Raw genomic sequence first — 19,245 nt, forward strand, 5'->3', positions numbered from 1 at the left:
CGCGGTCCGATACCGCGAGCGTCCCGCCCATTGTTTTGAATAGCGCCTCACGACGGCAACAACCGTGCGGCGGGCGGGACGCCCGCGGTCCCAGGCTCGCCAAACAACCTCTCTGGAGTTTTCGCTCATGGTCCTCCGGTTCTCGCTCTTGGCACTCGGGCTTTTAGCCTTCTCATCGGCCGGAAAATCTGCCGACGAGAAGGGCGACCCCGTGAAGCCCGCGCCGAGCAAAGTAACGGCCGTCACGGTGTACGCGAACACGGCCCTCATCACGCGCGAAGTCGCAGTTCCCGAAGCCGCCGGGCTCACGGAAGTCGTCGTCTCGCCGATGCCACCGCAGACGATGCAAAGTTCGCTCTACGCGGAGGGCAACGACAACATCCGCGTGCTCAGCGTCCGCTACCGCACGCGGGCGATCGCCGAAGACACCCGCGAAGAAGTGCGCAAGATCGAAGCGGAAATCAAAGTGCTCCAGACGAAGGCCCAGACCTTCGAGTCCGACCTCAAGGCAATGGCCGACAACCTGAAGCTCCTCGACAAGCTCGAAGGGTTCACCGCGAAGTCGCTCGACAACCTGACCGACAAGGGCCAACTCGACCCGGAGAAGATCATCGCGCTGGCGAAGTTCGTACAAGAAGACCGCGCGAAGCGCGTCAAAGAGCAACTCGGGGTCAAGCAACAACTCGAAGAGGTGCAAGCGAAGATCGCCTTCGCCCAGCGGCAACTCGCCGAACGGTCCAATGGATCGATCCGCACCGAGCGCGACGCGGTCATTCTGTTAGACAAGAAGCTCGGCGCCGGCGCGGTGAAGCTGAACTACCTCGTGGGCAGCGCGTCGTGGCGCCCGCAGTACAAGTTCCGCGCGACGGGCAAGGACAAAGACCCGGTCGTGGCCGAGTACCAAGCGGCGATCGATCAGCGCACAGGTGAGGACTGGGTGAACGCGCTCATCACGCTGTCCACCGCTCAACCGCTCCTGAACGCGGCGCCGCCGGAACTGAAAGCGCTGTCGGTGAACATCAGCCCGATCGGGGCGGTAGCGGTCGCACCGGTCGATCCGGCCACGGGCGTCCCGGTACCCGCGAAGCCCTCGGCCCCCGGGTTCCCCGGCAGCGGAGGGGGCTTCGGTGGGGCCGGTCCCGGCGGGCCGGGCGGTGGGATGCCCAGTGCTACCGAGTACGCGAAGGATCTCGACAAACTCTCAAAAGACCTGCGCGCACAAGTGGCCCAGAACTACCGTGAGAAGAAAGAGCAAGCGGCCGGCGACCTCGCGAACAACGCCGCGGCGCTGGAACAGTTCCGCGACCTGTTCTCCGGGAAGGAAGAGCTGATCGCCGCTGCTGCCGCACCCCCGGGCGCCGCGGGCGAAGGGCCGAGCGTTACGTACAAGCTCGCCACGCGCCTCACGATCCCGAGCCGCAGCGACGAACAGGTGATCGAGATCGCCAAGATCGACCTGCCGCCGAAGTTCTACCACAAGGCCGTGCCGGTTCTGACGGCCAACGTGTACCGGCTCGCCGATCTCACCAACAACAGCGAATACGTCCTGCTACCCGGTGACGCGACGATGTACCTCAACGGCGACTTCGTGGGCCAAACGCGGCTCCCGCTGGTCGCGGCGGGCAAGCCGTTCACGGTCGGGTTCGGCGTCGATCCGCAGCTCCAGGTGTCACGCCTGCTGGTGGACAAGACCCGCACCACCCAGGGCGGGAATCAGGTGCTCACATTCAAGTACCGCATCATGCTGTCGAGCTACAAGACGACGCCGGTACCGGTTCAGGTTTGGGACCGCACGCCGCACGCGGAAACGACCCAAACGATCGCGGTCAACCTCACGAACCCGAAGCCGGAACTGAGCACCGACCCGCTCTATGTCCGCGACGAGAAGGGCCGCGGGATACTCCGCTGGGACGTGACCATCGACCCGAAACAGAACGGCGAAAAGTCCCTGTTCATCGATTACGAGTTCAAAATGGAACTCGACAAGAACGTGAACATCGGCGGGTTCCTGGCGAAGTGACCGCACAGCGTGCGGCTTGAGTAAACAGTTCGGGCCTCGGACCGGATCGCCCACCGGTCCGAGGCACCAATCAATACCACATCAGACTTTCTGTAACCAATCTGCCTTTTGTTTTAATCCGCGTTGATCTGCGTTCATCCGCGGCTGCTCTTAATTACTGCGTTACTTCTTGAGCGCTCCGACCGCGAGTTCCTGCAACTTCTCGCGCATCGGCGAGGCGTCCGCGTTCGGCAACCCGGTGCGCTGAATGAGTAGCACCACGAACAGATCCTGCTTCGGGTCGATCCACGCCTGCGTCCCGAACGCGCCGCCGTGACCGTAGGTGCCCGCGGACAGCATCGCGGTCACACCCTTCGGCTCGCGCACCACCGCCCAACCGTACCCGAACCCCATCCCCTCGACGAACCCGGTCTTGATGTCCCCGGTTTGCACCTTCGTCATCTCGTCGACGGCCTTCTCGCTCAGGATACGTTTGCCGTTGAACTCGCCCTTGTTGAGCATCATGCGGTACAGGTTAGCGAGATCGGCGCCGCACGAAACCAGCCCGCCGGCCGGGATCGGGTGCTTGGGGTTCGCGGGGAGGCCGATGAGCGCGTTGCCGCTCGAAACCAGCTTGTTGTTCTTGTCCTTGAAGTAGATCAGCGCGAGCCGCCCGCTCTGCTCTTTCGTCGGGTAGAACGTCGTGTCCTTCATCCCCAGCGGGTCAAAGACGCGCTTCTGCAAGAACGCTTCGTAGCTCTCGCCGCTCACGACCTCGATCACGCGCCCGAGCGCGTCGATGCCCGAGTTCGAGTAGCTCCACTGCGTCCCCGGCTCGAACATGAGTGGCTGTAGTGCGGTCGCGAGGGCGGTCTCCGCGAGCGTGCGGTTCCGCTTCGAGTACACGTCGTCGACGCCCTTCGGGTAGCTCGCAGCGCCACTCGTGTGTGTGAGCAGGTCGCGGAGCTTCACCGCGCGCTTCGGCTTCTTGAGCGCGACCGCCGCGTCGCCGGCCGCGCCCTTGGGTAACGGAGCGTTGAGCAACTGCCCGGTGAACTCCGGAAGGTACTTCGCCACGTCATCGTCCGGCGACAGCTTGCCCTCGTCGGCGAGGATCATGATGCCGATCGCGGTGATCGGCTTCGTCATCGACGCGATGCGGAACAGCGTGTCCTTCGTCATCGGCGCCCGCGCCGCGGTGTCGCGCTGACCGATCGCATCGAACGCGACCACGCCGTCCTTGCGTCCGACGACCGTAACGGCCCCCGACAGGTCGCCGTCGTCAACGAACTTCTGCATCGCGGCGGGAATTGCTTTGAGCTTTTCCGCATCGGGGGCGGGTTGCTGTGCGGGAGCGAGTGCGGTCAGAAATGTGAGTGCAGCAAAAAGCAGCAGAGCGCGAGGAGAGCGCATGGAATAAGCTCCGGGGTGCGACGAAACAGCACGAGGCTACGGCACCGGAGCGGACCGGTCAACAGAATGCACTTCCCCCTGAGTGCCTTTCTCCGCGATCTGCCGCCGCACTTCGTCGGCATCGGCGCGGACCTCGCGTAACTGTTCTTCGAGGTCCGCGATCTGTGCTTCCAGTTTCGCGAGTTGCTTCTCTGGCGTGTTGCCGAGCAGCCGACTGATCCCCTCTAGGAGCAGGAACGAGTGCCACGCCTTTGTCGCAAGCCCCTGGAGCCGGTAGAGCCGCTGCATGCGGGCGATCTGCTCCGGCGAGAGGGCTCGCCCGGCCCGCAGCAGTCGCGCGAGCGGAGCCGCATCCACCCATTTCGTGAGCACGAACTCCAGCATCGGCAGCACGACGATGGCGACATCGAGCCAGCGCTCCTGCGCGAACGCGAACGGTTTCGGGTGCGCGGACACCTTGAACACGAACTCCACCGCGAACGCGACCCACACCACCGCGATGCCGATGTCCAGCGCGAGGGCCAGAGCGGGCAGTTCCTTGACCTGATCCGCACGCAGGTACTCCATCAGCAGGATGGGCAGAATCAGGAACGCGAACAGGAGCATCGGCCCGCCGAACGCCAGTTCGAGGCGCTTGAATAATTCCTTCCCCGGGTGCTGCCACCCGATGCGCGGAACCCAGATCAGACCGGTTCGGGGATCGATCAGGGCCATGCGCCACGCCGGCATCAGCACTACCAGAAGCGCCCGCATCAGCGCCGTCCGGCGGGGCGTCGACTGGTCGCGCCGGACTACGCCCCAGGCGGCTTCGGCGGCGAACACCGGCCACAGCGCGACCAGCCCGACGTACATTACGTCCAGTTCCCACTGCGTCACGCTCTTGCTCGTCGCGCGGTGAACCAGCCCGGCCACGAGCAGCAAATGAACGAACGCGAGCGCGAACATGAAGCGGGCGCGAAGGGTCGCGCCCGACGTCGGGGTTACGGACGGCCCCGGGGGAATCGCCCCGGGAGCAGGCACCTCCGGGCTCATCGCGGCTCCTCGGCAGAAGGAATGTTCGCCCAATGGGTCGCGTTCTGGTATCCGCGAACGTGCGCCCCTATCATCCTATTCGTCGGCCCGGCCCACACTATTACGAGGTTTCCATGCCCACCGATGACGACGATCTGCCCCGCAAGCGCCCGTGGGACAACGACCGCCACGACGACGAGGCCGATCGCCCCCGGCGCCGGCGCCCCGGTGACGATGAAGACGATCACGACGAGCGCCCCAGGCGCCGACCGCGTGCCGAAGACGTCGACGATTACGATGACGACCGCCCGCGCCGGCGCCCCCGCGGTGACGACGATGACGACCGCCCGCGCCGGAGCGCCCCACAATCGAACGGCCTCGCGATCGCGGGGCTGATCTTGAGCGTGCTGGGGTTCTGCACGTGCGGGCTCGCAGCGGTTCCCGGCATCATCTGTTCGGCGATCGCGATGAGTAAACCGGTCGGGCGCGGGCTGGCGGTCGCCGGCCTGGTGGTCGGCCTGCTCGGTGTGCTCGTGGGCGGCAGTATCGGGGTCGGGCTGATGCTGCCGGCGGTGCAGAAGGTGCGCGAGGCCGCCGCCCGACAAAAGAACTCGAACAATATGAAACAGATCGGCCTCGCGCTCCTCAACCAAGAGTCCGCGAACGGAACGATGTCGGCCCCTTACGCCACGGACAACCGCGGGCAGGTCAACCGCGACCTGAGCTGGCGCGTGGGGGTACTGCCCTACATCGAACAGGACAGCGTTTACCGACAGTTCGACCTATCACAGGCGTGGAACAGCCCCCAGAACCAGCGCCCCGCGAACATGGTGATCGGGACGTACTCCTCCCCGCTGAGCGCCGAGCCGGGATCGACGAAAACGCCGTACCGCGTCTTCTACGGTGGCGGAGCCATGTTCAACGAAGACGGGAAGCCGGTCCGAATCACGGACGTCACCGACGGCATCTCGAATACGATCATGGCCGTCCACGCGGTCGAGGAAGTTCCGTGGGCGCAGCCGCGCGAACTGCTGTACAACCCGAACGCCCCCCTACCGCAGTTGTGGGCGAACAATCGACCCGTTACCCAAGTGCTGATGGCCGACGGTTCCGTGCGGATGGTCAAGAAGACCGTGTCCGAACAGACACTCCGCAACGCGATCACCCGGTCCGATGGCCAACGGCTCGGTGCGGACTGGTGACGCCATCAACCTACCGACTCGCGCCCGATCGTGCGGGTAGCTGGTCTTCTGTAGCCGGCCTCTGCGAGGCCGGTGAGCCACAAGCACGGGACACCCCGGCCTCGCAGAGGCCGGCTACAGAAAGTCATCAAAACGAGATGGCACATGCCCTTCGGAGGGCGGGAAGCCGGGCACACTGCCCGTAGCGAGAGCACCCGCCGCCCTTGCGGGCGGGGTTCACCGGGAACGCGGGCCAGTTCACCCCGGCCAGTTCCCGCACTTCCAGGTGCGGTTGCGGATGGGGTCGAGCACCTTCATGACGTCCGTGAGAAGGGCTTCGTCGACGGGCGCGGTTAGCGCTTTCAGGTTCACTTCCAGTTCGCTCTTGCGCGCGGCTCCGCTGAGCGTGCAGGGAATCTGCTTCAGCGCGAGCGCGAACTGCATCCCGAGGAAACTGATGTCGGCCCCGCGACTCCGGCACAACTCGGCCGCCTTCCGACACGTCTCAATGACCTCGGGCGGTCCGGGGAACCACGACTGCGGTCCCTGGTTCGTGAGCAGCCCCATCGCGAGCGGACTCGCGTTCATCACGCCCACCCCGCGCGCCTCGGCAACCGGCATGAAGTCCGAAAGCAACTGCGTGTTGAACAAATTGCCGTGCGCGTAACTGATAACGACGTCCAGGTCGCACCGTTCGATCGCCTGCTTCAACAGGGGCAGCGGGTAACACGACATGCCGATGAACCGCGCCTTGCCCTCTTTTTTCAACTGCTGGAGCACCGCGTAGGTCTCGTTGAACACGTACTCGTAATCGGTCGCGAACTCGATGTCGTGCGCGAGCAGGATCTCGACGTGATCGGTGCGGAGGCGCTTCAGCGACCCCTCGACACACTTGCGCGTGCCCTCGGGCGTGAAGTCGAACACGGCCCGGTCGAGCCGACACGCCTTCGTGCAAACGACGACCTTCTCGCGCCGCCCGCCCTCGAGCGCCCGGCCGAGGAACTCTTCGGACGTTCCCTTACCGTAGTAGGCCGCGGTGTCGATCAGGTTCACGCCCGCGTCGATGGCCGCGTGAACGCAGTCCATAACCTCGCGGTCCGAAACGGCCCCGTACTGCTGACCGAACGCGGCCCCGCCCTGACCCAGAACCGAAACGTTCAGGCCGGTCTTACCGAGGGGACGGTATTCCATGAGGGCTCCAATAAATGCGGGATTCACCGCAGAGGGCGCGGAGGGCGCAGAGAAAGAGAGGAGAAGAACGCTTTTAATTCTCCGTGCCTTTCCCTCTGCGCTCTCCGCGCCCTCTGCGGTGAAACCGTTTTAAAGTGTGACAACGCTCTTTTCCGCGATGGATTTCTCCGCCGCCTCGATCAGTTTCTGCGCGGTGATCGCGTCGTCCAGCGTGCTGAGCGGCTTCTGGCCCATGCGGAGGCAGTCGATCAGGAAGTGGCGCACCTCGTTCGTGATGGACCCCTGGTACGCGGTGTACGTCTGACTGTGGACGAGGCCGGGCTTGATCTCGACGTGGTCGCGGTAGCTGTACCGCGTGCTCCCGGCGGTGCCGATCACCTTGACCATCACGGTCCACGGGTCGGCCGCGTGGTCGTCGGCCGCGAAGCTCGCACAGAAGTGCGCCAGCGCCCCGTTTTGCAGCCGCATTTGCACCATCGCGATGTCTTCTTCCTTGTACTCCTTGTAGTGCAGCGTCGCCTTCATCGCGCACAGTTCGACCGGCTTGCCCACGAGGTAGAGCAGGATGTACGAGTGGTGCGTGAGGATCTGGCGGACCACGCCCGGGTACCGCGACGCCACATCCTCCGGGTGGTGGATGTTGTACATCACATATGCGGACACGACCTTGCCGAGGTCGCCGCCGTCAACGAGTTCGCGCGTGCGGACCATCCCGCTCTCATAGACGTAATTGTGGCCCGGCATGCAGATCAGGTCTTTGGCGTCCGCGAGCGCCTTCATGCGCTCGATCTCCGCGACGCTCATCCCTACCGGCTTCTCCACGAGAACGTGTTTGCCCATCCCCAGTGCGAGTGCGGTGTATTCGAGGTGAGTTTCCAGGTTCGTGAGCACGAACACCGCGTCGATCTCGGGGTCGGCGACGAGCTCCTCGGGGGTCGCGTAGTTCTTGCACCCGAACTCGGTCGCGCGCTGGGTCGCGCGCTGCTGGTTGCGGTTCCACAGGCCGACGAGTTTCGCACCGGGGCACTTCTTCACGGCCGCGGCGTGCAGAACGGAAATGTCGCCGGCGCCGATGAACCCGACGCCGATGGTGTCCTTGGTAACTGGCATGAATCGCTCCGGAGAATGTTCGGAGTTTGAGTTGTAGCCGCGGGCACGGCGCGGAGCAAGGAGCCAGTTCGCGCACCGGGCGCTTGTCGCCGCCCCCGGGTTGGGGTTACAGTGGGAGGGTACCGTCGTCCGCCCCACCGGAGCCTGGCCAATGCGCACCGCGTCCGCTCTCGCGGCCCTCGTCGTCCTCGCGGCCCCCCTCGCCGCCGCGGACCCCGTCAACCTCAAGTGGTCCCTCAAAGACGGGGACAAGTTCTACGCCTCCACGTCCCAGGAACTCAACCAGACCATCAAGGTGATGGGCCAAACCGTCGACCAGAAAATGACCACCACGACGGTGGCCCGGTTCGATGTGAAGTCGGCGAAAACGGGGGCGCTGGAGATCCAGATGACCTACACGCAGGTGCAAATCAAAATGAACGGCCCGCTGGCCGCGGCAGGCGCCGGCGCGAACGCGCTCACGGACCGGTTCAAGGGCGCGACCCTCACCGCGACGTTCGACAAGAACTTCGAGATCACGAAGCTGGACGGCTACGACAAGTTCCTCGACAAGCTCAGCGACGGCGACGAGATGATGCGCAAGGTGTTCGAGACCATGATGCCCGAGAACGCGGTGCGGCTCACGTTCAGCCAGGTGATCGTCCCCGCGCCGTCGGACAAGGTGAGCACGGGCCACAAGTGGAGCCGCACCGACAAGGTTCCGCTCCCCGGCCTGGGCGACCTCACCAACAAGACCCAGTTCACGCTCGACGGCGTCAAAAACGATATCGCGACGATCAAGACGACCGCCGACGTGACGTTCAAGGCGGCCGGGGGCGGAGGCGCCCTACCGTTCAAGATCACCAAGGCCGATTTGAAGAGCGACGAGGTGAAGGGCACCATCCTGTTCGACACGAAGGGCGGGCGTCTGAAGTCCTCCGACGCCACGATGAAGCTCAAGGGCTCGATGACGATCGAAGTGCAAAACATGGAGATCGAGGCCGAACTCGATCAGAAAATGGTGACCAAAACCGAGATCCTCGAAAAGAACCCGGTGAAGGATTGAGCACCCGAGCACGCGGTGTGGTGTGGCAATCGGTCACACCATACCGCGTCCTCGTTCAGCAAGCCGCGTGCTTGCGTTTCTTCCCAACGCGGCCCATCTGTTCGATCTTCGCGATGTAAGCGGTCGCGTCCGGCACCTTGCACGACGTATCACCCATATCCACCTCGACCGCTCCTATCACTTTCGCGGCCGCTTTCGCCTTCGCCGTGAGCGGCGCGACGTACCCCCCGACCGAAATCACGAACGCATTCATCGCGTACCGCACGCGGTTCGTCGCGCTGCCGATTTCCGCCGTGATGCGTTTCAGTAACTTCTCGATCTCGGGCAGATCGAGTTCCGCGTCCGGCTTGATGGAGAGAACGCACCCGTAGGTCGACCACCCGGCGTTCGCGATCTGCTCGGCGTCGCTGTCGATCCAATCGAGCGCGAGTTCGCGGCCGAACGGCGACTCGGACGCCACCCACGGCACCGTGAACCCACTGAGCATGTACCAGTACGCCCCCTTCACCCACTTCTGGAGTTGCGCCTTGGTCACGGCTTCGGGGTCGGCGACGAGGCCCGCGAGGTACATCGCATCGGAGTTGCCGGTGTCGTAGAGTTCGAGCGCGAGTGCGTGGTCCGTTTTGATCTTCTTTTGCAGCACCTTCAGGTCGGCGACCTTCACCCCGAAGAACGGCTCCTTCGCCCCGTGCTTCATGAGCGTCTTCTTGGTTTGTTCGCTCCCGAGTTTCTTGAGTTGTGCCATCACTTCGTTCGCGGTCATGAAACACCCCGAAAGAGTTCGCCACGGATTAACACGGATAAGCGCAGATCAAAACAAAGCGAGTGCGCCAACTCTCTTCGGTTTTCTGAGCCGCGTCAATCTGCGTTGATCCGCGGCTCCGGAATCGACTTACAATTAGGGGATGAGCGCGATTTACCTCGACCACAACGCGACCACGCCGCTCCTGCCCGAAGTGTGGGACGCGATGCGCCCGCTGATGACGGAGACGTTCGGGAACCCGTCGTCCGCGCACGCGACCGGGCGCAAAGCGCGCCAGGCACTCGAAGACGCGCGCGAGAAGATCGCGGGTCTGTTGGGCGCGCACCCGGACGAGGTGACGTTCACCAGCGGCGCGACCGAAGCGAACAACCTCGCGATCTTCGGGCTGATGGGGAAGCAAAGGCAACCTAACCCCCTAACCCCCTTCCCTAAGAAGGAAGGGGGAACCGAACCATCGATGGTTTTAAGCCCCTCTCCCCTTGGGGGAGGGGTTGGGGAGGGGTTACAGCCAGAACCTCCCCCCCCATCCCCCCTCCCTAAAGGGAAGGGGGAGAAAGAATTGTCGGTAGACGCAGCCCCTAGCACAGAGAAAATGCGCGCCAGCTCCCCCTTCCCTGACAGGAGGGGGTTGCAGGGGGAACCCGCAGGGGGTTCTCCCTCACCAGGAGCGAGGGGGGATGGGGGGGTAGGTTGCGTTTCGTCCCGCCTCGAACACCCGTGCGTCGTTGAGCCGCTGCGTCACCTGGAGTCGCTCGGGGTCAGCGTCGAGTGGCTGCCCGCGAATACGCGGGGAGTCATTGAGTCGGGCGCGATCACAGCACAAGCGGGGGCACTTGTCTGCGTGATGCTCGCGAATCACGAAACGGGCGCGATTCAACCGGTGCGCGAGATCGCGCTAGTGCTGCCGAAGGGCGCGCGATTGCACTGCGACGCGGTGCAGGCAGTCGGCAAAATGCCAGTGAACTTCCGCGAACTCGGAGCGACCACGCTTACGGCCAGTGCGCACAAATTCGGTGGACCAAAGGGCGTCGGCGTGCTGCTCGCGAAACGCGGCACGTCGCTGACGCCCCTCACCTACGGCGGGCACCAGCAACAGGGCCGGCGCCCGGGCACGGAGCCGGTCGCGCTCGCGGTGGGGATGGCGGTCGCGTTAGAACTTGCGACGCGAAACATGGCCGCCAATCGCGCGAAGCTGGAATCGCACCGCGCGCGGTTGTGGACCACACTGGAACGCACGTGTCCACCTGCAGTGCTCAACGGCCCGGAGATTGGCGCGCCCGATGTGGTGCCGACGACCCTGAACGTTTCGTTCCCCGGGTGCCGGTCGGACTTACTGCTGATGTCGCTCGACCTCGCGGGCGTCGCATGTGCGACCGGGTCCGCGTGTTCGAGCGGCAGTTTGCTCCCAAGCCCCGTTCTGCGCGCGATGGGAGTATCGGACGAGGTGCTGAAATCTGCACTGCGATTCAGCTTTTCACCCGCGCAAACTAGTGAAGAAATCGACGACGCCGCGGCGCGCATCGCCAAATGCGTGTCGGCGACGCGCGCGTGAGTGGGACTACTTCGGGGACACGTCGAAGTCGGTGGGCTTCATCTCCATCGTCGCCCCCGCCCCGGCAATTTGGATGGCTTCGCCGGCTCGTCCTTTTGCGCCGCCACGGACCCCGTTTTCGTGCCAGTACACGATCTGGAAGTTACCGACCGGCGCGTTCTTGATCTCGAACTTCCCGTCCTCGTCGGTGATCGCGTAATACGGGTGATCGAAAATGCGCACATAACCCGCCATCCACGGGTGAATCGTGCACTTGTACTGAATCGGTGTCGTCTCCTTCACCAGTGGGTTCGGCATCGTCCAGTCCGTCTGCTTGGCGATCGTCGGGTTATGGGTGCCGTTGTTGGCGGTGTCCCAGAAGAAGTTGTGCGCGATGGGGGCCGGGTTCTTCACCACGATCGTGTCGCCGACCCGAGCAACGGTCACGCGCTTCACGAACGCGCAGCACGGCTGATCGATAACGACCTCTTCGGGCTTGCGCTTTGCGTCGGCCGGGTGAATCTGATTCGCGGCGAAATCGGCCTTCAAATTGGGATTATTGGGGCGCAAGTACACAACCACGTTCTTGATCCCACGGTTCTTGGGGTTCACCAGAATCGACTCGTCGAGGACCGCCCCCTTTGCGAGGCATTCCTTCTTGTCTACATCCACTTTCAGTGCGGCCGGTTTCGGGATCGGCTTATTGGCTGGGAACACTACCTGTCCTTTGACCGTCACCCACTGTTGTTGCGCACTTGCAACGGATACGAGCGCGCAGCAGCACACGCACGACAATAAGAGTCGCATCAGGGCACCTCGGAGTAATAGAAACGGGAAACGTTACTTTTTGGCGGACCAGACTCGGCTCTCGAACTCGCGCGGATCGAGTTCGAGTGTCCCCGCGCGGCTCTCGGAGATTGTTATTTTCTCACCGAACCGGCCGGGCGCGCCGCCCAGGAAGCCGGGCACTTCGTGCCACGCGACCAACCGCCACTTGCCGGCGGGGGCGTTCTCGATCGTGAACCGGCCGCTCGCGTCGGTAACTGCGAAGTACGGGTGATCGAACGCCCACACGAAACCGGTCATCCACGGGTGAACGGTGGACCGGAACGAGTCCGGCATTTGCAGTGTGGGCACCGGTTCCGAAGTTCGGCTCGTGTCGTTGGTGACCAGGACGTTGAATTCGCGCATCGTGCTGGCCATATCGGAAATCGCCGCAGTGTAGCGGATGTTGGTGGGCACCTTCAGCCGGTTGGTAAAGGTCACGCGGTCCCCGGCTCGCACGGCCAGCGTTCGCGGGAGGAACTGCCCGGCCACCGCGACCACGTGGTGCTCCTGAGCCTCCGGATCAACGAGAAGCGGGCGGATCTTCTCCCGCGAGAAACTCGCCTTCCGGTCGTCCGAGTCCGGGCGCAACCACACCACCACGTTCGCGATCCCGCGGTTCTTGTCGTTAATGATCGTGTCCTCGTACCGCAACGGTGCGAACGACTTCCACACCTCGGCGTCCTGAATTCCATTAGTCGGAACCAAACGCGGGTCCGGAATCACCCGTTCCTTGGGGAACACGATGCGCCCCGACACGGTCACCCACGGCTTGGCGACCGCGTGCGGAGCGGGTGCCGCGTCGAGCTGCGTTTTCGGCGCTTCTGAGCGTTCTGCAACCGGATCGGACGGCGGAACCAGCGGATTGTTCGGTTCGTAAGCCACACCAAACGCGATCCCACTGACCGCGAGAACCGCGCCCACCGTCGTGGCCCACAGTTTCGTACCAATACCGCGTTTCAGCGCTTCGGTCGCGAGTGCGACACTCGTGGGCGAAGGCACGGGAGTGAGTGTTGCCGCGCGTGCCGGCGACGCGAGGGCACCGGTGAGCAAACCGACCGCGAGCGTGACACCGCGTCGAGCCAAGCGCGAGCGCAGTAATTCCTTCCCGCGATCGAGTCGGCGCCGGAGCGTGCTGAGGCTCCAGCCGAGTTCGCGTGCGGCTTCGTCGTGCGTGCGCTCTTCGAGGAAGCACGCGACCAGCGCGGCACGCGATTCGTCTGGTATCGCGGCGAGTTCTTCGTCCAAAACCCGGAGGACGTCATTGAAGTCGGCTCGCGGCGCCTCTTCGATCCGCTCCTCGGTGGTCGCCTTCTGCTCGCGCTTCTCCCGGCGCTGTTCCTGCCGACGGGCCGCGAGACCAATGCGCCGGGCGACACCGAACAACCACCCGCCCACCGAAATCGCTTCCGCAGCGCCCCGGGGGTTACGAGCGAGAACGAGAAAAACCGCTTGGAACGCATCTTCGGCGAGGTGCGTGTCACGAACCGTCCGCCGACACACACCGAACACGAGCTGGCCGTGCCGCTTCACCAACTGCTCGAACGCGGGTTGGTCGTGTTGCTCGGTGAAGCGGCTCAGTAGTGCGCGATCGTCGAGCGCGGGGAGCAGGCTGGGGAGTCGAAGGCGGGCCGACATTGGGAGCACTCCGAACGAGCGTCTACCCTATCATGTCCGCCCGCGGCGCGAGGTGCTCAGAAAAATGCGCGGAGGAATCGAAGAACCGCAGATGCCCCAAGAAGCAGAGCCGCGGATGACGCAGATCACGCGAATTAAAGCCAAATAGATCTCTTAAAATCAATCCTTGGTTTTAATCCGCGTGATCTGCGTCATCCGCGGCTCTTCGATCGCCTTCAAACAGGCAGACCGCATTCGAGGAGGGTCACTTCGGTCGCTGGTACCACGATAGCCGTGCCGACTTCCGCAGGGAGCAAGTACACGTCGCCCGTGCGGATCGGGTACCGGACGCCGGCCGATTCGAGTTCGCCGTGCCCATTCACGCACACGACCGCGCGGCACTGGTTCTTCGCCCCCACGCGGAACGGAACCGCACTGGTGAGCCGCTCCAGGGTGAAGTGCGCACACGTCACTAGGCCCTCGCGACGCACGCCATTGCTCACAACAACTGACGGGCCAACGGGATAGCACGGGCCGCGCCCAAAATCCGCGCACGCCAGGGCTTCGTTGATGTGGAGTTGACGCGGTTGACCGGTCTTCGCGTCGACGCGGTCCCAGTCGTACAGGCGATAGGTGATGTCGCTCGTCTGCTGCACTTCAAACAGGAGCAGATTCGAGCCGATCGCGTGAACGGTACCTGCTTCGAGGAACACGCAGTCGCCAGTGTTCGGCGTGAAACTGTGGAGCGTGCGCGGGGCGGTCTTTGTGGCGAGTGCGGCGCGGAAGTCGTTCGCACGAACGCCCTCGGCAAACCCGGCAAAGAGCCGACTCGTTACCGGGTCGCGTTCGAGAACAACCCACGCTTCGGTTTTGCCGAACTTGCCCGGCCCGAGGAGCGCGGCCTGCGAGTCGTTCGGGTGGACTTGCACCGAGAGTTCTTGTCTGGCATCAAGGAACTTCAACAGGAGCGGGAACCGCCCCTGCGGGGCCTTAGCCCCGCCGACGATGCGACACGGATCGGCGGAAAACACTTCTCGGAGTGTGGAACCGGCGAGCGGACCGTCGACAACGCGGCTGGGGCTGCCGTCCACGTCGCTCAGAATCCACGCTTCGCCGATGGGATCGGTGTGTGTAACGGTGCGATTCAGGAACGCGGGCAGCCGGCGCCCGCCCCACAAATTCGTGGTGAAAATCGGCTCAAACCGCAAAGGGTATAGCGGTGGTCGCGCCATCCGCGGCTTCCTTCCGACGGCCGGGAGCAAAAACCGGCCCACATCATCCTGATCCCGGTGAACGGCCGTTAATTCCGCGTTTCCTTCGCCGTACATCCCATTTCCTTCACAATACGCGGTCGGGCATTTCTCAACAATGCAACCGTAGGGCGCAAGTCGGCTATTACGCCTCGTTACTTGAGAGGAACTGGCGGATAACGAAAACCGCCGGAAAACACAAGCTCCCGATGACTTCGGGATGGAGATAAAAATGATCCGCAAATTGGTTCTTGGCGCGGTGGCGGCAACGGCGATCGGGTTCGGTACCCAAACGGCGACGGCCGGCGAGCCGTTCCGCGGTCCGGTCGGCCCCTCGAACGGCGGGTTCGTCCCGCCGCACCAGCGGCACGACCACGACTACGTGGTGTTCGTGAAGCGCGGCGGGCACTTCGGGTACTGGGAGCGGTACGGGCGGTACGAAACGCGGCGCGAGGCCGAGCGCGTCGAACGGTTCCTGGAGAGCCGCGGGCACCGGGCGCGGATCGAAGTGGTCGAGGACCGCCGCCGCCCGTGGTAAGTGAGCCGTAAGCGATCGAATCGCAAAAAATCGGCGCACACCGCGAACCATCGGGTGTGCGCCGCGTCTATAGGTGTGACTAGCTAACATCGAACCAGGAACGAGCCATGACCGGGTTTATTAAACAGCCGCGTAACCCCCAACGACCGCAACAACGCGGGTTCGGGTTCGGGCCGTTTAATCGACCCAATCAATTCCCGAATCAGTTCCGCACCCAGATTACCATCCGAACCGGATGATGCCATACCGAACGGGGTTCAACACCCATCGGCCGGGCATCTCCACTCAGGGGTGCCCGGCCGATGGTGTTTTTGCACGTACAGCGGTGTGGAGCCGAATGGTAAGGCGGCGCCCTGTTAAGGCGTAATTTGTAGGTTCGATTCCTACCACCGCTGCTGATAGCGATGGGCCGTTGCGCTCACGAACGGCCCCGTATTGCCGGGGATTCAGTGCTGGTACTGATGCCACCCTCTGAAGGTGGACGACGCTGGTTCGATTCCAGCCCCGGCAACTGTGCGATCGATTCCGGGGGATTCAGTGCTGGTACTGATGTCACCCTTTGAAGGTGAATGGCGCTGGTTCGATTCCAGCCCCCGGAACCTGACTGCGGAGCTTGAGAAGCGCGGAGTTCGGAGCGCGGAACTTGAGAAGCGCGGAGTTCGGAGCGCGGAACGCGGAGTGAAAACGAACGAAAACGAACGAACTGCGGAGTATTGATCTTTCGTTCCGCGCTCCGAACTCCGCGCTCGAAATGCCTCGCACGCTTCAATGGTGAAGCCGCCGGCTTTTAACCGGCTGATGCAGGGTTCGATCCCCTGGCGAGGTACTGGTGACTCTCGGTGAAGCTAACACGGTTGAAGCGCCGCGCTGAAAACGCGGAGGAGCTGGTTCGACTCCAGCCGCCGGGACTAACGAATTCGGAGCGCGGAGCGCGGAACGCGGAGTAAAAACGAACGAAGACGAACAAACCGCAGGGTGTTGATCTTTCGTTCCACGTTCCGAACTCCGCGCTCCGAATTCGAGAAAATGCGTTCGTGAGGTCAGCGGTAGCCTGCCTGGTTCCCAACCAGGACGCGCGGGTTCAAATCCCGCCGAACGCTCTGCCCGCGCCCGATATCAGGGGCGTACATACGTAGCTCAATTAGAAGAGCACTCGCTTTCGGAGCGGGAAGTTGCCGGTGCGAATCCGGTCGTAACTTTCACCGCCTCTGGGACTCGCGCGGGCAATTTCGGGAAGTGGGCCAGGTGGAGTGGCCGCGTGCGTCGGAAGCACGAAATCGCAGGTTCGACTCCTGTCTTCCCGACTGTCGGTTTCAGGACGTGGGCCATTGGTTGGCCGCGAGTCTTGGGAACTCGTTCAAGTAGGTTCGATTCCTGCCGTCCTGACTGCGCACCGTCCGAGGGCTGCGGCACTGGGCCTCCGAAGCCCGGTTAGCTGGTTCGACTCCAGCACGGTGTACTGCGCGTTATGGGTCGGAAGCTGATACGGAATAGCGGCGGGCTGTTAACCCGCGTGTAGTGGGTTCGATTCCCACCCGACCCTCTGTATGTGGAGTTCCAAGTTCCAGAGTTCCAAAAGTTCCAAGTTGAAAACGCAAAGGCGACTGATTTTGTCTTCAGCTCTGGAACTTGAAACTCTGAAACTTGGAACGAATACACCGCCCCGTCCGACGGATTTGCGGCGCTGGGTCTACGAAACCCGGTTGTGAAGGTTCGATTCCTTCACGGGGCACTGGTCAGGTTCGCCACGCGCCGCGGAACATCGTGCGCCGATCGCCTGCGTGGTCCGCGAGCACGAGTTCGTGCGGGTCGCTGATATCCGTGTTCGGGAGCGGTACGACCACGAGGTCCGCGCTCTTGTCGGCTTCGAGGCTGCCGGTTTCGTCCGCCCAGCCGAGTGCTTCCGCGCCCGAGAGCGTGACCATTCGCAACAACTGATCGCCCGGGAAGTCGGGGTACCGCGTGCGCACGAACCGCGCTTCGCTCAGGACGTCGAGGTCGGGGTTCGATGCGAGGCTGTCCGTTCCCAGGCACACGCGAACGTCCCGTGCGAGGAACTCCCGGAACGGGTGCGGCGCGTGCCCGAACGCCGCGTGCGTGCGGGGGCAATAGACGACGGACCCGTTCTCCGGAATACGGAGCGTCGAAGCCAGGTAGTTCGCGTGAATGTAGAGATCGGGGGCGCAACGAAATTGGCGCGTGATCCAAGCGTCCGGTGATTCGCTCAATGCATCGGCGTGCCAAATGCCGAGATCCTGGAGGAACGTCCGGAAGGGACCGGAGTGGCGTTGAAGTAATTCGATTTCACCCGGCGATTCGGAGAGGTGTACCGCAACGGGAAGGTGATGGAAGCGCGCCAGTTCGGTCACCTGCTCCAACAACGTTTGCCGAACGCTGTACGGCGCGTGAGGACTGAACCCCATGCGGCAGTTCGGAGTTTGAGCGAGCGACTTGGTAGCGGCTTCGGCAGCGGTGACCGCCGCGGCCGCGCGTTCCAGGCCCAGCCCGATGAACTCGCGAAACACTACGGCCCGCGTTGGCGCGCCCGCGAGTGCGTCCCAGCTCGCGCCTTCGGAGGCGATGTCGCCGATGAGCGTGGTGCCGTGGCGCAGGCATTCGGTGAGGCCGGCGCGGATGTCGGATTGTGTTTGCTCCGGGGTCCGCGTGCGGCGGTAATCGATCACCCCGCGGAGCCAGTCCGTGAAGTGATCCGCGTCGGTGGGAGGAATTAGTCCGCGTGCGCCGCTCAAGTCGAGGTGCGTGTGCGGGTTCACCAGACCGGGAATGATCGCCGCATTGCCGAGGTCTTCATCCGGTGTACGTGCGCCGTGGGGAAGCACGGCTTCGATGCGCTCGCCGCGAACGGTGACGGTCCCGTTGGGCAAGGGAGTTCCACTAACGGGGAACACCCAGCGCGCGGTGAACGTTCGCGATTCGGTACGCTCCGACATGGATCGGACCCGAGCGGTGCTCAACGGATCGAGACGAGATGAGAATTATAGGTCGGTCGCCAAGTGGTAAGGCCTGCGTCTGATAAGCGCAGAATCGTGGGTTCGATTCCCACCCGACCTACTCGACGAAATGTTGCAATTTCCAACACTTTACGCTCACGTCCCGGATCTATCGAGCGGTCGGTTTCGGGGTGCACTACCCCGAAACTCGGAGCCGCACTCCGGGCGAAGCGCAAAACCAAGAGGCCAGCATCGCAAGCGCGTCGCGCGAAGATACCGGAGGAACTGAAGCGCCCGGTCTCTTTCGGCGCTCCGCGACGCGCTCGTGCCGCTTCCGCGCCGCGTCAGCCGACTCCGCGGGAACCGGGGTTTCGGCGCGGAGAGCGCCACACAGCAGGAACGAGCACAACGCACCAACCGCGATCCGGGAGAGGGAACGGTTCATCGGTGTCCTTCGAGTTGTTGTCACGCACGTTTTCGGCGCTTCACCTGTTTCGCGATGAGCGCGTCTTTCGCCGTTCGCGTCAGCTTCTTGATCGCGAGTTCCCGGCGGAGCGCGTCGCCGTGCGTTTTCACCGTTGTGCGGTACGCCACCGCGACCGGCCGGCGCGCTCGCGTGTATTTGGACGCGGTCCCCGCATTATGCTGACCGAGCCGGCGCTCCAAATCGGTGGTGATGCCGGTGTACAGCGTACCGTCCGCGCACCGCAGGATGTAGACCACCCAGCGCGATTTCTTCGCCTGCGGCACACCTCGACTCCTTGAGAACGGTGATTGCGAACACTCTCGGCAGGAGGTATCTTCGGTTCATTCTCGTGGT

15 protein-coding genes and 12 tRNA genes are annotated in these 19,245 nt (G+C 63.5%); 17 read left to right on the forward strand and 10 right to left on the reverse strand.

The window, feature by feature from the left end:
• Window positions 1-127 precede the first annotated feature (127 nt).
• On the forward strand, window positions 128-2,020 hold the full coding sequence (locus tag VT84_RS29515; protein WP_082842029.1) for a DUF4139 domain-containing protein: 1,893 nt from the start codon (window positions 128-130) through the stop codon (window positions 2,018-2,020).
• 162 nt (window positions 2,021-2,182) lie between these two features.
• Here the strand turns inward: VT84_RS29515 and VT84_RS29520 are convergent, their stop codons facing one another.
• Together VT84_RS29520 and VT84_RS29525 are read right to left on the reverse strand one after the other, a co-directional pair.
• Window positions 2,183-3,412, reverse strand: coding sequence for a serine hydrolase domain-containing protein (locus tag VT84_RS29520; RefSeq protein ID WP_082842030.1), 1,230 nt, complete (start codon window positions 3,410-3,412; stop codon window positions 2,183-2,185).
• Window positions 3,413-3,448: 36 nt separating this feature from the next.
• Window positions 3,449-4,444, reverse strand: a complete 996-nt coding sequence (locus VT84_RS29525; protein ID WP_082842031.1) for a hypothetical protein — start codon at window positions 4,442-4,444, stop codon at window positions 3,449-3,451.
• A 113-nt stretch (window positions 4,445-4,557) separates the two neighbouring features.
• Here VT84_RS29525 and VT84_RS29530 point away from each other — a divergent pair, with 113 nt between their 5' ends.
• The gene (locus tag VT84_RS29530) at window positions 4,558-5,625 is read left to right on the forward strand and encodes a DUF1559 domain-containing protein (protein WP_052556620.1); all 1,068 of its coding nucleotides are present in this window, start codon (window positions 4,558-4,560) and stop codon (window positions 5,623-5,625) included.
• A gap of 237 nt (window positions 5,626-5,862) precedes the next feature.
• Here the strand turns inward: VT84_RS29530 and VT84_RS29535 are convergent, their stop codons facing one another.
• Entirely contained in the window at window positions 5,863-6,795 is a 933-nt protein-coding gene (locus tag VT84_RS29535) for an aldo/keto reductase (protein WP_082842033.1), read from the reverse strand.
• Window positions 6,796-6,924: 129 nt separating this feature from the next.
• Window positions 6,925-7,905: a Gfo/Idh/MocA family protein gene (locus VT84_RS29540; RefSeq protein ID WP_052556624.1), complete on the reverse strand. Its 981-nt coding sequence runs from the start codon at window positions 7,903-7,905 to the stop codon at window positions 6,925-6,927.
• A gap of 151 nt (window positions 7,906-8,056) precedes the next feature.
• On the opposite strand from VT84_RS29540, the gene VT84_RS29545 reads away from it, so the two are divergent.
• On the forward strand, window positions 8,057-8,950 hold the full coding sequence (locus VT84_RS29545) for a DUF6263 family protein (RefSeq protein WP_082842034.1): 894 nt from the start codon (window positions 8,057-8,059) through the stop codon (window positions 8,948-8,950).
• Window positions 8,951-9,005: 55 nt separating this feature from the next.
• On the opposite strand, the gene VT84_RS29550 is transcribed toward VT84_RS29545, so the two are convergent.
• Window positions 9,006-9,713 carry a DNA alkylation repair protein gene (locus tag VT84_RS29550; protein WP_082842035.1) on the reverse strand — a complete coding sequence of 236 codons (708 nt, stop codon included), beginning with the start codon at window positions 9,711-9,713 and terminating at the stop codon, window positions 9,006-9,008.
• 142 nt (window positions 9,714-9,855) lie between these two features.
• On the opposite strand from VT84_RS29550, the gene VT84_RS29555 reads away from it, so the two are divergent.
• Window positions 9,856-11,265 carry a cysteine desulfurase family protein gene (locus VT84_RS29555; protein WP_082842036.1) on the forward strand — a complete coding sequence of 470 codons (1,410 nt, stop codon included), beginning with the start codon at window positions 9,856-9,858 and terminating at the stop codon, window positions 11,263-11,265.
• Window positions 11,266-11,271: 6 nt separating this feature from the next.
• On the opposite strand, the gene VT84_RS29560 is transcribed toward VT84_RS29555, so the two are convergent.
• The 3 genes from VT84_RS29560 to VT84_RS29570 form a co-directional block, all read right to left on the reverse strand.
• Window positions 11,272-12,051 (reverse strand): hypothetical protein, encoded by a 780-nt coding sequence (locus tag VT84_RS29560; RefSeq protein WP_082842037.1) that lies wholly within the window; start codon window positions 12,049-12,051, stop codon window positions 11,272-11,274.
• Window positions 12,052-12,084: 33 nt separating this feature from the next.
• Window positions 12,085-13,707 carry a sigma-70 family RNA polymerase sigma factor gene (locus VT84_RS29565; protein ID WP_082842038.1) on the reverse strand — a complete coding sequence of 541 codons (1,623 nt, stop codon included), beginning with the start codon at window positions 13,705-13,707 and terminating at the stop codon, window positions 12,085-12,087.
• A gap of 215 nt (window positions 13,708-13,922) precedes the next feature.
• Complete coding sequence (locus tag VT84_RS29570) at window positions 13,923-14,918, reverse strand: type I phosphomannose isomerase catalytic subunit (protein WP_082843447.1); 996 nt, start codon at window positions 14,916-14,918, stop codon at window positions 13,923-13,925.
• 250 nt (window positions 14,919-15,168) lie between these two features.
• Between VT84_RS29570 and VT84_RS29575 the strand changes: the two genes are divergently transcribed.
• The 12 genes from VT84_RS29575 (at window position 15,169) to VT84_RS39040 (ending at window position 17,206) form a co-directional block, all read left to right on the forward strand.
• Complete coding sequence (locus VT84_RS29575) at window positions 15,169-15,474, forward strand: hypothetical protein (RefSeq protein ID WP_052556633.1); 306 nt, start codon at window positions 15,169-15,171, stop codon at window positions 15,472-15,474.
• A gap of 321 nt (window positions 15,475-15,795) precedes the next feature.
• A tRNA-Asn gene (locus VT84_RS29580) sits at window positions 15,796-15,869 on the forward strand.
• A gap of 41 nt (window positions 15,870-15,910) precedes the next feature.
• A tRNA-Gln gene (locus tag VT84_RS39020) sits at window positions 15,911-15,985 on the forward strand.
• Window positions 15,986-15,998: 13 nt separating this feature from the next.
• Window positions 15,999-16,073 (forward strand) — tRNA-Gln (locus VT84_RS39025).
• Between the two features lie 154 nt (window positions 16,074-16,227).
• Window positions 16,228-16,300: transfer RNA gene (locus VT84_RS39030), tRNA-Lys, on the forward strand.
• Between the two features lie 9 nt (window positions 16,301-16,309).
• Window positions 16,310-16,382 (forward strand) — tRNA-Phe (locus VT84_RS29585).
• Between the two features lie 120 nt (window positions 16,383-16,502).
• A tRNA-Gly gene (locus VT84_RS29590) sits at window positions 16,503-16,574 on the forward strand.
• 29 nt (window positions 16,575-16,603) lie between these two features.
• A tRNA-Arg gene (locus VT84_RS29595) sits at window positions 16,604-16,670 on the forward strand.
• 34 nt (window positions 16,671-16,704) lie between these two features.
• Window positions 16,705-16,778 (forward strand) — tRNA-Pro (locus VT84_RS29600).
• Window positions 16,779-16,788: 10 nt separating this feature from the next.
• Window positions 16,789-16,860: transfer RNA gene (locus VT84_RS39035), tRNA-Pro, on the forward strand.
• An 84-nt stretch (window positions 16,861-16,944) separates the two neighbouring features.
• Window positions 16,945-17,017 (forward strand) — tRNA-Asn (locus VT84_RS29605).
• Window positions 17,018-17,134: 117 nt separating this feature from the next.
• A tRNA-Arg gene (locus tag VT84_RS39040) sits at window positions 17,135-17,206 on the forward strand.
• A gap of 4 nt (window positions 17,207-17,210) precedes the next feature.
• Here the strand turns inward: VT84_RS39040 and VT84_RS29610 are convergent.
• On the reverse strand, window positions 17,211-18,425 hold the full coding sequence (locus VT84_RS29610) for an amidohydrolase family protein (RefSeq protein WP_082842039.1): 1,215 nt from the start codon (window positions 18,423-18,425) through the stop codon (window positions 17,211-17,213).
• Window positions 18,426-18,474: 49 nt separating this feature from the next.
• On the opposite strand from VT84_RS29610, the gene VT84_RS29615 reads away from it, so the two are divergent.
• Window positions 18,475-18,546, forward strand: a tRNA-Ile gene (locus VT84_RS29615).
• A gap of 344 nt (window positions 18,547-18,890) precedes the next feature.
• On the opposite strand, the gene VT84_RS29620 is transcribed toward VT84_RS29615, so the two are convergent.
• Window positions 18,891-19,175 carry a GIY-YIG nuclease family protein gene (locus VT84_RS29620; protein WP_052556637.1) on the reverse strand — a complete coding sequence of 95 codons (285 nt, stop codon included), beginning with the start codon at window positions 19,173-19,175 and terminating at the stop codon, window positions 18,891-18,893.
• Between the last annotated feature and the right edge of the window lie 70 nt (window positions 19,176-19,245).

This window comes from Gemmata sp. SH-PL17 (assembly GCF_001610855.1).
GTDB classification, from domain to species: domain Bacteria; phylum Planctomycetota; class Planctomycetia; order Gemmatales; family Gemmataceae; genus Gemmata; species Gemmata massiliana.

Excerpts from the sequence above, each read along its gene's own strand:
- VT84_RS29515 (WP_082842029.1), top strand. The coding sequence starts at position 128 with ATGGTCCTCCGGTTCTCGCTCTTGGCACTCGGGCTTTTAGCCTTCTCA.
- VT84_RS29520 (WP_082842030.1), bottom strand. The coding sequence starts at position 3,412 with ATGCGCTCTCCTCGCGCTCTGCTGCTTTTTGCTGCACTCACATTTCTG.
- VT84_RS29525 (WP_082842031.1), bottom strand. The coding sequence starts at position 4,444 with ATGAGCCCGGAGGTGCCTGCTCCCGGGGCGATTCCCCCGGGGCCGTCC.
- VT84_RS29530 (WP_052556620.1), top strand. The coding sequence starts at position 4,558 with ATGCCCACCGATGACGACGATCTGCCCCGCAAGCGCCCGTGGGACAAC.
- VT84_RS29535 (WP_082842033.1), bottom strand. The coding sequence starts at position 6,795 with ATGGAATACCGTCCCCTCGGTAAGACCGGCCTGAACGTTTCGGTTCTG.
- VT84_RS29540 (WP_052556624.1), bottom strand. The coding sequence starts at position 7,905 with ATGCCAGTTACCAAGGACACCATCGGCGTCGGGTTCATCGGCGCCGGC.
- VT84_RS29545 (WP_082842034.1), top strand. The coding sequence starts at position 8,057 with ATGCGCACCGCGTCCGCTCTCGCGGCCCTCGTCGTCCTCGCGGCCCCC.
- VT84_RS29550 (WP_082842035.1), bottom strand. The coding sequence starts at position 9,713 with ATGACCGCGAACGAAGTGATGGCACAACTCAAGAAACTCGGGAGCGAA.
- VT84_RS29555 (WP_082842036.1), top strand. The coding sequence starts at position 9,856 with ATGAGCGCGATTTACCTCGACCACAACGCGACCACGCCGCTCCTGCCC.
- VT84_RS29560 (WP_082842037.1), bottom strand. The coding sequence starts at position 12,051 with ATGCGACTCTTATTGTCGTGCGTGTGCTGCTGCGCGCTCGTATCCGTT.
- VT84_RS29565 (WP_082842038.1), bottom strand. The coding sequence starts at position 13,707 with ATGTCGGCCCGCCTTCGACTCCCCAGCCTGCTCCCCGCGCTCGACGAT.
- VT84_RS29570 (WP_082843447.1), bottom strand. The coding sequence starts at position 14,918 with ATGGCGCGACCACCGCTATACCCTTTGCGGTTTGAGCCGATTTTCACC.
- VT84_RS29575 (WP_052556633.1), top strand. The coding sequence starts at position 15,169 with ATGATCCGCAAATTGGTTCTTGGCGCGGTGGCGGCAACGGCGATCGGG.
- VT84_RS29610 (WP_082842039.1), bottom strand. The coding sequence starts at position 18,425 with ATGTCGGAGCGTACCGAATCGCGAACGTTCACCGCGCGCTGGGTGTTC.